Origin of the sequence: Rhodococcus sp. NPDC127593 (genome assembly GCF_042671975.1) — a bacterium.
Taxonomy (GTDB): Bacteria; Actinomycetota; Actinomycetes; order Mycobacteriales; family Mycobacteriaceae; genus Rhodococcus_F.
The window spans coordinates 60,365-73,555 of the sequence record NZ_JBHXWI010000041.1 but is presented as its reverse complement, the minus strand read 5'-3'; the positions used below and the strand labels follow the sequence as shown (position 1 = coordinate 73,555).

Genomic DNA, 13,191 nt, shown 5'->3' with positions numbered 1-13,191 from the left:
GTGGCAACAAGAACTTCCACCGAGAGGACTTCGACCGAGATGCGCGCACCCGAGGGTGCGGCGCCGGCGGTGTCCCGGACGACGCGGGACCGGTTGCGGCTGGCCGGCCCGTCGGTCGTGCTGGTCGCGCTCGTCCTCCTCGTCGCTCTCGCCGAACCGAATTTCCTGTCGATGAACGCCCTCGCGGTGGTCTCGGCGCAGGCGGTCCCGATTCTGCTGCTCGGGCTGGGCCAGATGTTCGTCATCCTCACCGGCGGCATCGACCTGTCGGTGGCGGCGCTCGCGTCGCTCGCCACGGTGATCCTGGCGACGGCGATCGGCTCCCTCGGTCCGCTCGCCGTCGTCGTCACCCTCGTGGCGCTCACTCTGATAGGTGCGCTGACCGGTCTGCTGATCGTGTTCGGGCAGGTCCCGTCGTTCGTCGTCTCGCTCGGGGCGCTGGGGTTCTGGGGTGCGGTCGCGCTCGTGGCCTCGGGGTCGACCACCATCTACATCAGCGAAGGCTACGACGCGATCTTCTGGCTCAGTTCGTGGACGATGCTCGGTCTCCCCATGGCGGTGTGGGCCGGTGTGGCGGCGGTGGCCGCGGTATTCTGCGCGATGCGGTTCTCGCCGCGGGGCAATGTCTTTCACCTCGTCGGACTGGGTGAGAAGGCGGCGATGATGAGCGGCGTCCGAACCCGGATCGTCCGGATCGGAGCATTCGCCCTGTCCGGATTCTTCGCGGGCGCGGCGGGTGTCGTACTGTCGGCCCAGCAGCAGAGCGCCGCACCGCAACTCGCGGATTCGCTGCTCCTGCCTGCCATCGCGGCGGTGCTGGTCGGCGGCTGTGCCATCACCGGTGGAATCGGCGGAGCGTGGCGGGTGCTCGTCGGCGCCCTGGTGGTCACCGTTCTCCGGGTCGGCGGCTCGGTGGCCGGCATCGACCCCAGTTTCCAGCAGATCGTGTACGGCGCGGTCGTCATCGTCGCGGTCGCCGTGACCCTCGACCGCAGCCGGCTCTCGATCATCAAGTAAGACTCTGTGTGAGTGTGAGATTCGAAGGAGAACGATGAGTACGACGGCACGCGGTGCGGTGATACACGAAGTGGGCGGCAAGTGGGAGGTCGACGACCTCGTCCTCGCGGAGCCCGGTCCCGGCGAGGTGCGGATCAAGGTGATGGCGTCCGGACTGTGTCACTCCGACGATCACCTCGTCACCGGTGACATCCCGAATACGCTGCCGCTGGTCGGCGGACACGAGGGTGCCGGTGTGATCGACGCGGTCGGACCCGGTGTCACCCGGCTCGCCGTCGGCGACCACGTCGCCACCGCCTACCTCCCGGCCTGCGGAACTTGCGCCTGGTGCGCGCAGGGGATGCAATATATCTGCGACACGGGGGCCGGTATGGAGGCTGGTTTCATGCTCGACGGAACGGCGCGGTTCGCCACGCAGTCAGGGCGGCCGATCGGCGCCATGCAGCGCCTCGGCACGTTCGCGAACTACCTCGTCACCTCGCAGGCCCAGGCCGTCAAGATCGACGACGACATCCCGTTCGACGTGGCCTGCCTCGTCTCGTGCGGGGTCGCCACCGGGTGGGGCTCCGCCGTGAACGGCGCAGGCGTCCGTCCCCGGGACACGACGCTGGTCGTCGGGGTCGGCGGTGTGGGGATCAACGCGGTGCAGGGTGCCCACCACGCGGGTGCCGCACACGTCGTCGCGGTCGACCCGGTCGCGTTCAAACGCGAACGAGCCCTCGAACTCGGCGCCACCCACGCGTACGCGTCGATCGACGAGGCCATGCCGTTCGTCCGCTCGGTCACCAACGGTCAGGGCGCCGACAGCGCCGTCGTCACCGTCGGCGTGGTGGACGGACAGCTGATCGCCGACGCGTTCGGCGCCGTCCGCAAGGAGGGAACCGTCGCCGTCGTGTCGATCGGCCAGAACGAACCCGGGATCCCGATCAGCCCGCTCGAACTGGTGGTCTACGCCAAGCATCTGCGCGGGGTGCTGTTCGGCAACTGCAACCCCACCCGGGACATTCCGGCACTGCTGGACTACTACAAGTCGGGACGACTGAAGCTGGACGAACTGATCACCCGGCGCTACAGCCTGGACCAGGTGAACGACGCATACGTGGACATGCACGCGGGGCTCAACCTGCGTGGTGTCCTGATCCACGAACACTGACGAGGAACTGCCAAAGATGTCGACAGTCGAAGCAACACAGATCCGTAGCTACGGACACTTCATCGGCGGGCGCAGCGTGCCCCCGTCGGAGAACATCATCGAACGGGTCAGTCCGGCCGACGGCCGCGTCGTCGCCACGTTCACCGCGGGCACCCGCGCCGACGCGGTAGCGGCCGTTGCGGTTGCGCGGGACGCCTTCGACGAGGGCGAGTGGCCGCACTGGACCGCGATGGAACGCGGCCGGGCGCTCCTGCGCTGCGCGGGGCTGATGCGCGAGCACGAGGAACGACTCGCCCGGATCGACGCGGAGGAGTCGGGCAAGCCGATCACTCTGGCCCGCGGCGACGTCGGCGCGAGCATCGAGTTGTTCGAGTACGCGGCGGCGCTGGCCATGACGATGCACGGCGAGGCGCACACCGCGCTCGGCGACGACTGCACCGCCATGGTGGTCCGGGAGCCCGCCGGGGTGGTCGGCATGATCATCCCGTGGAACTTCCCGCTGCTCCTGCTCGCGCAGAAGTTGCCGTTCGCGCTCGGCGCGGGCTGCACGGCGGTGGTGAAGCCGTCCGAGTTCACGTCCGGGACCGCCGTCGAGCTGGCCCGGTTGCTCACCGAGGCCGGTGTCCCCGACGGTGTGGTGAACGTGGTGACGGGCGCGGGTGCCGAGGTCGGTGCCCCGCTCGCGGAGAGCAGTCTGGTCGACATCCTGTCGTTTACCGGGAGCACCGAGACGGGCAAGCGCATCGTCGAGGCCTCGGCGGGCAGCGTCAAGCGACTGTCGATGGAACTGGGCGGTAAGGCCGCCAGCGTCGTGTTCGACGACGCCGACCTCGACGACGCACTCGACGGCGTCCTGTTCGGCGTGTTCTTCAATCAGGGTGAGTGCTGCGTGTCGGGTGCCCGGCTCCTGGTCCAGGACTCGATCGCGGACGCCTTCCTCGCCCGCCTCGTCGAGGCCGCCGGCCGCATCACGGTGGGCGGACCGCTCGACGACGCGAGCGAACTGGGCCCGATGATCGACGCCGGCCACCTCGAGAAGGTGCTCGGGCACATCGACGCGGCGCGGCGGGACGGTGCGACCGTCCTGACCGGCGGTGACCGGCTCGACGGAGAGAATTGGGGAAGCGGGCATTTCGTCGCTCCCACGATCCTCGACGGCGTGGCCGAAGAGTCCGCCGCCTTCCAGGAGGAGATCTTCGGTCCCGTGCTCACCGTCACCCGGTTCAGCGACGTCGACCACGCCATCCGGCTCGCCAACGCCACGGATTACGGACTCGCCGGATCGATCTGGACCAAGAACATCGACAAGGCGCTGCGGGTGGCGAGGGAGATGCGCAGCGGCCGCGTATGGGTGAACACGACCATCGACGGCGCCCCGCAACTGCCTGCCGGCGGCATGAAGCAGAGCGGGTTCGGCCGCGAGATGGGGCAGGCCGGCTTCGACGAGTTCACCGACGTCAAGACCATTCAGATCCGCACCGGACCACGCAAGCGCGTGTTCCCGAACTGGACCGGAGGCAACCGATGAGTGCCACCTACGACTACGTCATCGCGGGCGGCGGCACCGCGGGCTGCGTGCTGGCCGGACGGCTGACCGAGGATCCGACGGTCCGGGTCCTCCTGCTCGAGGCCGGCGGCAACGACCGGCATCCGTTCATCCACGTGCCCGCAGGCTTCGCGAAACTGACGGCCAGCAAGTACGACTGGGGCTTCTCGAGCGTTCCGCAAAAACACTGCAACGACCGGGTCATTCCCCTCGCCCAGGGCAAGGTCATCGGCGGTGGCGGTTCGATCAACGCCCAGGTGTTCACCCGCGGCGCGCACGAGGACTACGACGAGTGGGCGCTGAAATACGGCTGCGCGGGATGGTCGTTCGAGGAGATCCAGAAGTACTTCCTCCGGTCGGAGGACAACGAACGGCTGTCGGCGCCGTACCACGGGACCGACGGGCCGCTCGGCGTCTCCGATCCGATCAACCCCCATCCGCTGTCGAAGTCGTTCGTCCAGGCGGGGCAGGAATTCGGGCTGCCGTTCAACGGCGACTTCAACGGCGATCACCAGCACGGCGTCGGCCTCTACCAGACGACCACGAAGAACGCCCGCCGGTGCAGCGCCGCGGTCGCGTACCTCGCACCCGCCAGGAAGCGACCCAACCTGACGGTGCGGGAGAACGTCGCCGTGTCACGGGTGCTGCTCGACGGGGGACGCGCCACCGGGATCGAGGTGCTCACCCCGAACGGTGTGGAGACATTCCGCGCGTCCCGCGAGGTGCTGGTTGCGGCGGGCGCGTTCGGATCGCCCAAGATCCTGCAGCTGTCGGGAATCGGACATCCCGACGACCTCCGGAACGCGAATGTCGAGGTGGCCCATGCCCTTCCCGGTGTCGGCCGGAACCTGCACGATCACTGCGACCTCGACGTCATCTACGAACTCCGTGAATACCAGAGTCTCGACCGGCTGAACCTGATGCGTCCGGCCACGGCCAAGGCGGGACTCGAGTACGCGGCCTTCCGGCGGGGCCCGTTGGCGTCGACGGTCGTCGAGGCCGGTGGGTTCAGTTTCGGGCACGCGGGGGAGTCGATCCCGGATCTGCAGTTCCACTTCCTGCCCGCCGCCGGCGTCGAGGCCGGTGTCGCGGCGGTCCGCCCGGGCTACGGCTGCACACTGAACTCGTACTCGCTGCGGCCCGAGAGCCGGGGCTCGGTGAAGATCAGGTCGAACGACCCCACCGCCCAGCCGCTGATCGACCCGAACTTCCTCGCCACCGACTTCGACCTGGAGTCGAGCATCGAGGGGCTTCGGCAGAGCCGCGAGATCATGGCGCAATCGTCGATGGCCCGGCACATCAAGGCCGAACATCTGGCCGGCGGTCTGTCGGTGAACACGAAGGACGACTACGTGAAGTTCGTTCGCGCATACGGTCGCACCTCGTACCACCCGGTCGGCACGTGCGCGATGGGCGTCGGCGACGACGCCGTGGTCTCACCGGAACTGAAGGTGATGGGCATCGAGGGTCTGCGGGTGGTCGACTCGTCCGTCATGCCGCGCATCGTCAGTTCCAACACCCAGGCACCCACGGTGATGATCGCCGAGAAGGCGATCGATCTGATCCGTGGGGAAGGATGACCGGATGACCAATTTTTCCGGACTGACCGAGGACGTGGCTCGCGAGGCCGTCGAGCTGGCTCTGCCGTCGATCGAGAACCTCTCCCACGGATCTCCGGGGCATCTCGTCGTGCTCCGGCCAGGCGTCGCCCCATCCGCCGACGCGGAGTTGCCCGTCGTCTACCGCCACAGCTGGGGTGAGGAGAAGGACTGGGCCGGGCCGTACGCCGCGATTGCCGAGTCGAAAGCGCGGATCAGCTGGACCACCGGTCTGCCGTCGCACGCCGTTCAGCAGCTGCATCCCTACCTCTACCAGCAGGGTTGGACCAAATGGGGTGGCAGCGCGGTGGGCGAGGGCGGGCTGGTCGTGGCGTACAGCGGCGACAAGTGGTTCCACGACCAGTTCTACTCGGAGCTCGTCGTCGCGGCGATCAAGCTCGTGTGCCTTCGCGAGATGGATGCCGTGCTGCGCGACCCGAGCACCCTGTTCCTCGGCAACGGAAGTGAGAACTCGTGAAGGTGAACGACACTCGGACGTTCGGGCGCGCCGGCTTCGACGTGACCCTGCTCGGCTACGGCGGTGCGCCCGTCGGCAACATCTTCCGGCCGATCCCCGAAGCGGAGGCCCAGGCTCAGATCGTCGAAGCTTGGGACATGGGTGTGCGTTCGTTCGACACCGCACCCATGTACGGGCACGGACTGTCCGAGCACCGGGTGGGCCACGCACTGCTGACGAGGGACCGCGACGACTACGTGTTGTCCACGAAGGTGGGGCGCACGTTGACGCCCGCACCCCGTGGGTCGTTCGACACCGGAATCTGGGTGGACACCCCGCCGTTCCGGGCCGACTTCGACTACTCGTACGACGCGGTCCTGCGGCAGGTGGACGACAGCCTGCAGCGCATGTGCCAGGACAGGTTCGACATCCTCTACGTGCACGACGTCGACCGGTACACGCACGGCGACGCCCAGCCTGCGCGGTTCGCGGAAGCGCTCGAGGGTGCGTTTCCGGCGCTGATCCGGTTGCGGGAGGAGGGCGTGGTCCGGGCAATCGGTGTCGGGGTCAACGAGGCCGACGTCTGCCTCGATGCCCTCGAACGCGTCGATCTCGACTGTGTCCTCCTCGCGGGGAGATACACGTTGCTCGAGCAGGATCCGGTGAAGGACCTGCTGCCGCTCGCGGTGGAGCGCGACGTCGCGATAGTCCTCGGCGGTGTGTTCAATTCGGGCATCCTGGCCACCGGCGCGGTGCCCGGCGCCAAGTTCAACTACCAGCCCGCATCCGAAGAGGTACTGAGCCGGGTGCGCGACATCGAGAAGTTCTGCGAGCGTCATCGGGTTCCCTTGGCGGCCGCCTCGATTCAGTTCGCGGCCGCGCATCCTGCGGTGCGGGAACTTCTGCTGGGCGCACGGAACTGCGAGCAGTTGCGGCAGAACGCGGCCTGGCTCGAACACCCGATCCCGGCCGAATTCTGGGATGACCTGCGCGCCGCGGGACTGATCCTGGAGGAGGCGCCCACGCCGTCCTGACCGCGGGTCACATCGTGTACGGGGCGGTCGAGTTCTGTAGCTCCTCGAGAAAGTCGGAGGGCACCGTCGCCCAGTCCGGCCGCCACTCGCCGGCCAGCTGATCGGCCCGGAGATCCGCGACCAGAGCGACGACGAAGGGCCCGCCGTCGGGAAGTACGCGGTGGAGTCCACGCGCCGCGCAGATCGAGGCGACGGAGGCGAGGGTCTGCTTCGCCTCGTCGTCGCGGCCGCCGGCGGCGAGGCACGCCACCCGGAGGCGCTCGGCCAGCAGGTAGGCGCGGTTGCGGCCGGTGCCGGCGAGCCGGTCGGTCCACTCCTGCGCCCAGGTGCACGCCAGCTCGATGTTCTCGCGCGCCCCGGTGGCGAGCAGCATCCGAATCGCGGTGGTCTCCTCGACCTGCGCGACGATCTCGTCGATGCCCGACACCGGGCGCCGCCGGTCTTCGTGCCGGACCGGGGCCGGTGCCCCGAGGGAGGGATGCGGGGTGATGCCGAGCCGCCGGCGTTCGTTCTCGACGCGGGCCCGCAGGCGGGCGAGGGAGTAGGTCTCGGCCACTTCGAGTCCGGCGTGCAGGCGTGTCGTCGCCTCCTCGCGGTTGCCCCGCAGCGCCTTGACGTGAGCACCGGTGACGAAGCGGGCGACCTTGAAGTCCACCCCGCCGGTCTCGACGGCCAGGGTGTATCCGTCGTCGAGGAGACGTTCGGCTTCTTCGACGTCCCCGCGTTCGTAGAGCACCTCACCGAGCAGCGACCCCGCGAGCCGGGCAGACGGCGCTCTCGGCCCACCCAGTTTCCGGCCGGCTCGGCGGGCCCGCCGGAAACGGTCGACGGCGTCGTCGATGTCGAGCTGCTCGTAGGACGCGACACCCAGATAGCTCTGGCCGTGAACGACGTTGTGCGGTCCCTTGTTCCGCTCGTAGTAGGGCCGGGCCACTTCCTGGATCCTGCGAACCTCCGCGAAGTCGAAGCGGTACACGGCGGCGAACGTCGTGACGTTGAAAGCGGCGCACACCACCCATGGGGCCATGGCCTCCGGCCGCGCCAGACAGTCGGCGGCGAGTTCGTCGATCCGGCCGCTGCGGTCGTTGCGCAGTTCGGCCACCGCACGGACGACGCCCGCCTCCGCCCGCAGATCCGCCGTGTCGCTCGCGCTCGCGCCGCTGTGGTCGAGTGCCCATTCGGCTCGCTCGAGCGCGCGTTCGGCGGCCATGGTCCGGTTCGCCATCGCGTGCGCCCACGCCGTCGTGACCTGCAGCCGGGCGCTTGCGGCGACGAGAATCGGTGGCAGCTTGTCGACTACCGCGGACAACGTCGCCGCCTGGGACTGCTCGAGCAATATCAGTCCGTCGGCTTCGACGAGTTCCACGGCGCGTTGCTCCTCGCCGCCGGCGATGGCGTGGTCGACGGCCTCGCGGAGCAGGCTGTGGTCGCAGAACCATCGGGACGCGACGCGGTGCAGTTCCCGGACGCGGTCGGGTTGGTCGCGTTCGAGCCGGCGGCGCAGGAACTCGGCGAACAGGGTGTGGTAGCGGAACCACGTTCGCTCGTCGTCGATGTGGCGCAGGAACAGGTCCCGGTCCTCGGCGGCCTCGAGCATCGCCTGCCCACGCGCGGTGTCTGCGAGGGCGCCGGCGAGGCTGCCGCACGTGCGTTCCGTGATCGAGGTGGCCAGCAGGAAGTCGAGCATCTCGGGTTCGAGGGTGTCGAGGACGTTCTCGGCGAGAAATTCGCCGATCGCGTGGTGGCGGCCGGACAGTCCGGCGATCAGCTCGGATGGGTCCGCTCGCCCGCGCAGCGACAGCGACGCCAGTTGGAGGGCCGCCACCCACCCATCGGTGGATTCGCGGAGTTCGGTCACGTCCTCGCTGTCGAGGGGCAGGCCACCGAGGTCGACGAGGAACGACCGGGCTTCGGAATCGTCGAAACGCAGTTCGGAGTAGTCGATTTCGACGAGTTCGTCCTTGACGCGCATGCGGCTCATCGGCAACCCGGCCCTGGTTCGGCTCGTTACCACGACCTGCAGGTGGTGACACCCGTTGTCGAGGAGGAACTCCAGGGCGGCGATCGTCGCGGGCTCGGACACGCGCTGCCAGTCGTCGATGATCAGGGCGATCCGTTCGCCGCTCTCGTGGATCTGATTGACGAGCGAGGTGAGCACGTAGCGTTCGGCCTCGTCGTCGTGCTCTTCGAGAACCTGGCCGAGTTCCTTGGCCAGGTTGGGACGCACGCGGCGGATCGCCTCGATGAGGTGTGCGACGAACCAGACCACGTTGTCGTCGTCGCTGTCGACGGTGAGCCATGCGACTGCCACACCCTCGTCGGCGAGGACGTTCCGCCACTGGGCTGCCAGGGTGCTCTTGCCGAATCCGGTGGGGCCGTGGATGACGGTCAACAGGCGTCGGCGTCCGGCCCGCAGCAGGTCGATCAACCGGTTCCGCTCGACGAGCTGCCGGGTCGCGGCGGGCGGCCGGAACCGGGTGGCCGGCGCGGGCGGCGGCGTCGACGCGTATCGCGCCCGTCCCGTCGTGGAGGTCCGGAACGGTCCGGAGATGGTCGAGACCGCTCCGGGTGCGGAATCCTCGAGGTGGTGGACCCCGGCGTCGACGGGCATCGCCATCTCGTCCACGGCCAATCCGTGGTGGCGTTCGACCTCCCGCAGTTCGTCTCCGAACGCGGCGGCGGACGCGGGGCGATCCTCCGGTTTACCGGACATCGCCCGCTGGATCACGGCGCTGAGGTCCTCGGGGAAACCCTCGCTCCGCAGGTCCGGGACGGGTTGGGTGGTGATGCGCAGGAACTGCGCGATCACCTCCTCGCCGTTGTGCCGTTCGAAGGCCGCGTGCCCGGTGATCGCACTGAACAGGGTCGCGCCGAGGCTGTACACGTCGGAGGCGGCGGTCGGGGTCCGCCCCGACAGCACCTCGGGGGCGGTGAATGCGGGGGAGCCGGTGACCGTGCCCGCCGTCGTTTCGAACGCCCCCGACATCCGCGCGATCCCGAAATCGGTGAGCTGCGGTTCGCCGTACTCCGTGAGCAGGATGTTTCCCGGTTTGACGTCCCGGTGAAGGATGCCCACCCGGTGCGCGGTTTCGAGTGCACCGGCGAGTTTCACCCCGATACGCGCGGCGTCGCTCCAGGGGATGGGCCCGCGCCTGCGGATCTGCGCGTCCAGCGAATCGTGGGGATGGAACTGCATCACGATGTACGGCCGGCCGGTGTCGGTCGTTCCGACCTGCATGATGTTGACGATGTGCGGGTGGCCGCTCAGCCGGCCCATGGCGCGCTGCTCCCGCAGGAACCGCTCGAGGTTCTCCGCATCGAGCGCCGCGGTGAGGACCTTGACCGCCACGGTTCGGTCGAGTTCCGGTTGCGCACACCGATAGACCACCCCGAACCCACCGTGCCCGATCTCCCTGGCGTCCTCGAGACCGACTGCGGACAGCTCGGCGGTGAGGGTTTTCGACACCGACTCACGCTGGGTGGCGAGCGGGTCAAAATCGGTCATTCCACCACCTCTTCGCTCGTCATCGAGCATATCGCGGTACGGGTGACCCCGAGGCCGGACAATCGAGCGATGCCACACGTGCGGAGAATCGTGGATCTGTCACACACCATCGGGCCGGGGATGCAGGTGTATCCCGGCGATCCGGTGCCGACGCTGATCCGGCACTGCACCCTCGAGCGCGACGGCTACAACGTGCTGGACGTCAGGATCGGTTCGCAGTCCGGGACGCACGTCGACGCCCCGGCGCATCTGAAGGCGGGGGCCGCGACCGTCGAACGGCTGGCACTGGAGCTGTTCGTCGGCCGAGGCGTCGTGTTCGACCTGCGCGAGCTCGTTGCGCGGCAGCGGATTACCCGCGAACTGATCACGTCCCGGGCGGACGACGTCGGGCCGGGCGACATCGCCGTGTTCCATACCGGGTGGTCTCGCCACTACGGCACGGATGCCTACTACTCGCATCCGTTCCTGGACCCCGCGGCGTGCGCACTGCTGCTCGACCGGGGGGTGCGGACGTTCTGCCTCGATGCCCCGAGCATCGACGAGACACCGGACGGGGAACACGCCGACGCCGGATACCCGGTTCACCATCTGATCGCGGACGCCGGCGGAGTGATCGGCGAGAATCTGTGCCGGCTCGACCGGATCGACTTCCCCGACCCGCTCGTCAGCCTCCTGCCGATCGCCCTGGAGGCCGGCGACGGAGCCCCTACCCGGGCAGTGGCGATGGAGCTGGTCGAATAGCGCGCTCAGCCGCCGGCCACGGACTGCAGGATCTGCAGTTCCTGCCCGGGCGTCACCTCGGTGCCGACGCCGCCGAGGAGCCGGACGTCCTCGCCGTCCACGTAGACGTTGACGTACCGCCGCAGGGCGCCGGTCTCGTCGCGAATCCGGCGGCCGAGAATCGGGAACTCGCCCGCGAGGACGTCGAGCACGTGGGACACCGTCGAGGCGGAGTCGAGGGGTACGTGCACGGACCGTTCCCCGCCGACGATCGACGCCAGTGCCCGCGGAACCCGCACGGTCACGCCCACGCCCTCGCTCATGATCCGATCGCCGCGGCCCGCACACACAGGACGTCGGGCAGGTGCGCCGCGACCGTGCCGAACGAGGCGCCCTCGTCGGCGCTCCCGTAGACCTCGCCGCCGCGCGTGCCGAAATACACGCCGACCGGGTCTCCGGTGTCCACTGCGGCGGCGTCGCGGAGCACCACGTTGTAGTCGCGTTCCGGCAGCCCGCTGTCGAGGCGGGTCCAGCTGTTCCCGGCGTCCTCGCTCCGGTAGACGGCCAACCGGCCGTCGGGTGGGATCCGTTTGCCGTCCGCCTCGATCGGAACGACCCAGATGGTTCCCTCGCGGCGGGGGTGGGTGAGCATCACGAACCCGAAGTCCGTCGGCAGCCCGTCCGCGATCGATTTCCACGTGTCGCCGCTGTCGTCGGAGCGGTAGACGCCGTGATGGTTCTGGGCGTACAGCCGGTCGGGGGTGACGGCGTCGCGGGCGATCTTGTGGACGCACTGGCCGAACTCCGGGTTCGGGTCGGGCAGGAAGTACGCCGTGATCCCGGTGTTGCGCGGCTCCCAGGTCGCGCCCCCGTCCGTGGTGCGGTAGACACCGCCGGTGCTCATCGCGACGTGCACCGTGTTCTCGTCCCGTGGATGAGGTACGACGGAATGTGCTGCGGCGCCGCCGTATCCGGCTCCCCACTCCGGCCGGTGCGGATGGTCCCACAGTCCGCGTTCGAGGTCGAAATGCTCGCCGCCGTCGGCCGACCGCCACACCGAGATGGGTTCGCACCCCGCCCACACGACGCCCGGACGGTCGTCCGTGTCGGGCCGGAGCTGCCACACCCGCTCGAGCGCGGCGCCGTCTCCGTCGCCGAAGCGGATGGCGCCGTCGTCCGGTTCGGTCCAGGTGGCACCCAGGTCGTCGGAGTGTGCGACGGTGGGACCCCAGTGCTCGGACCGGACCCCGACCAGAATCCGGGTGCGCCCACTCCGCGTGTCGATCCCGATACTCGGAATCTCGTTCATCAGGAAGTGCGGGCCAGCCAGCGACCAGGTGGCGCGGTCGCGGCTGGTGGCCAGCCACAGGCCCTTCTTCGTTCCGATCGCGACCAGGACTGTGTCGGGTGCGCTCATGAATCCATCGGACCACTCGGCCCCGCAGTTGGCAACGACGGGGCGGGAACTCTCAGCGGGCAGGCCCGTGCCCGATCCTCGCCCGCAGGTGGCTCAGTGCCCGGTGCTGGGCGACGCGGACGGCGCCCGGCGTGGTGTCCAGGACCCGTGCGGTCTGCTCGGCCGACATTCCCACGATGACGCGCATGAAGAGGATCTGCTGGTGCCGGACCGGAAGGGTCTCGACGAGCTGCCCCATCTCGCCGCGCAGTTCGCGGCGCAGGACGTGATGCTCGGGGCCGTCCTCGACGTCCACCACGTGATGTGCGGCAGCGCCGCGCGCGGTGGTCGGTGCCGACAACCGGGTGGCGCGGCGCCGCGCGTCGGACACCTTGTGCGCTGCGATGCCGAAGATGAACGACAGCAACGACTTCCCCTGGTTCTCGTACGTCCGCAGGGCGCTCATCAACGCGAGGCACACGTCCTGGGTGACGTCGTCCGCGGTGGCGTGCGGATGATCCACCGACTCGAGCCGGCTCGTGCAGTAGCGGTGCACGAGCGGGTGCGCGATGCGGAGAACCTCTTCGACGGCGTCTTCGTCGCCCGTCGCGGCGTACGGCGCGAGTCGTTCCAACTCGGCTCTGGCGTCCAACTCGATCATGGTGTTCTCCCTGTTCCTGCGGCTGCATCCAGCCTCGGGGGAACGCGCGATCGTCGATAGGCACCGCAGGGTGCGGAAGTCACCACCCCGGCTACGACTTCATA

11 protein-coding genes are annotated in these 13,191 nt (G+C 68.9%); 7 read left to right on the top strand and 4 right to left on the bottom strand.

The window, feature by feature from the left end; genetic code table 11:
- Window positions 1–39: 39 nt before the first annotated feature.
- Genes ACFVJ3_RS32660 through ACFVJ3_RS32635 form a run of 6 tightly spaced genes read left to right on the top strand, consistent with a single transcriptional unit; the run spans window position 40 to window position 6,805 of the window.
- Entirely contained in the window at window positions 40–1,017 is a 978-nt protein-coding gene (locus ACFVJ3_RS32660; RefSeq protein ID WP_378456002.1) for an ABC transporter permease, read from the top strand.
- 34 nt (window positions 1,018–1,051) lie between these two features.
- Complete coding sequence (locus tag ACFVJ3_RS32655; RefSeq protein WP_054246351.1) at window positions 1,052–2,170, top strand: Zn-dependent alcohol dehydrogenase; 1,119 nt, start codon at window positions 1,052–1,054, stop codon at window positions 2,168–2,170.
- Window positions 2,171–2,186: 16 nt separating this feature from the next.
- Entirely contained in the window at window positions 2,187–3,698 is a 1,512-nt protein-coding gene (locus ACFVJ3_RS32650; protein WP_378456001.1) for an aldehyde dehydrogenase family protein, read from the top strand.
- Entirely contained in the window at window positions 3,695–5,296 is a 1,602-nt protein-coding gene (locus ACFVJ3_RS32645; protein ID WP_378456000.1) for a GMC family oxidoreductase, read from the top strand. Before ACFVJ3_RS32650 ends, ACFVJ3_RS32645 begins: the two co-directional genes overlap by 4 nt.
- A gap of 4 nt (window positions 5,297–5,300) precedes the next feature.
- Window positions 5,301–5,792, top strand: coding sequence for a hypothetical protein (locus ACFVJ3_RS32640; RefSeq protein WP_378455999.1), 492 nt, complete (start codon window positions 5,301–5,303; stop codon window positions 5,790–5,792).
- Window positions 5,789–6,805, top strand: a complete 1,017-nt coding sequence (locus ACFVJ3_RS32635; protein ID WP_378455998.1) for an aldo/keto reductase — start codon at window positions 5,789–5,791, stop codon at window positions 6,803–6,805. Before ACFVJ3_RS32640 ends, ACFVJ3_RS32635 begins: the two co-directional genes overlap by 4 nt.
- Before the next feature lie 7 nt (window positions 6,806–6,812).
- Here the strand turns inward: ACFVJ3_RS32635 and ACFVJ3_RS32630 are convergent, their stop codons facing one another.
- On the bottom strand, window positions 6,813–10,310 hold the full coding sequence (locus ACFVJ3_RS32630) for a protein kinase (RefSeq protein ID WP_378455997.1): 3,498 nt from the start codon (window positions 10,308–10,310) through the stop codon (window positions 6,813–6,815).
- Window positions 10,311–10,379: 69 nt separating this feature from the next.
- Between ACFVJ3_RS32630 and ACFVJ3_RS32625 the strand changes: the two genes are divergently transcribed.
- Complete coding sequence (locus tag ACFVJ3_RS32625; protein ID WP_378455996.1) at window positions 10,380–11,051, top strand: cyclase family protein; 672 nt, start codon at window positions 10,380–10,382, stop codon at window positions 11,049–11,051.
- Window positions 11,052–11,056: 5 nt separating this feature from the next.
- Here the strand turns inward: ACFVJ3_RS32625 and ACFVJ3_RS32620 are convergent, their stop codons facing one another.
- Genes ACFVJ3_RS32620 through shbA form a run of 3 tightly spaced genes read right to left on the bottom strand, consistent with a single transcriptional unit; the run spans window position 11,057 to window position 13,087 of the window.
- Complete coding sequence (locus ACFVJ3_RS32620) at window positions 11,057–11,353, bottom strand: MoaD/ThiS family protein (RefSeq protein ID WP_378455995.1); 297 nt, start codon at window positions 11,351–11,353, stop codon at window positions 11,057–11,059.
- A complete protein-coding gene (locus ACFVJ3_RS32615; protein ID WP_378455994.1) occupies window positions 11,350–12,447 on the bottom strand; it encodes a WD40/YVTN/BNR-like repeat-containing protein in 1,098 nt (365 codons plus the stop codon). Before ACFVJ3_RS32615 ends, ACFVJ3_RS32620 begins: the two co-directional genes overlap by 4 nt.
- A gap of 52 nt (window positions 12,448–12,499) precedes the next feature.
- Window positions 12,500–13,087 (bottom strand): RNA polymerase sigma factor ShbA, encoded by a 588-nt coding sequence (shbA, locus tag ACFVJ3_RS32610; protein ID WP_378455993.1) that lies wholly within the window; start codon window positions 13,085–13,087, stop codon window positions 12,500–12,502.
- Between the last annotated feature and the right edge of the window lie 104 nt (window positions 13,088–13,191).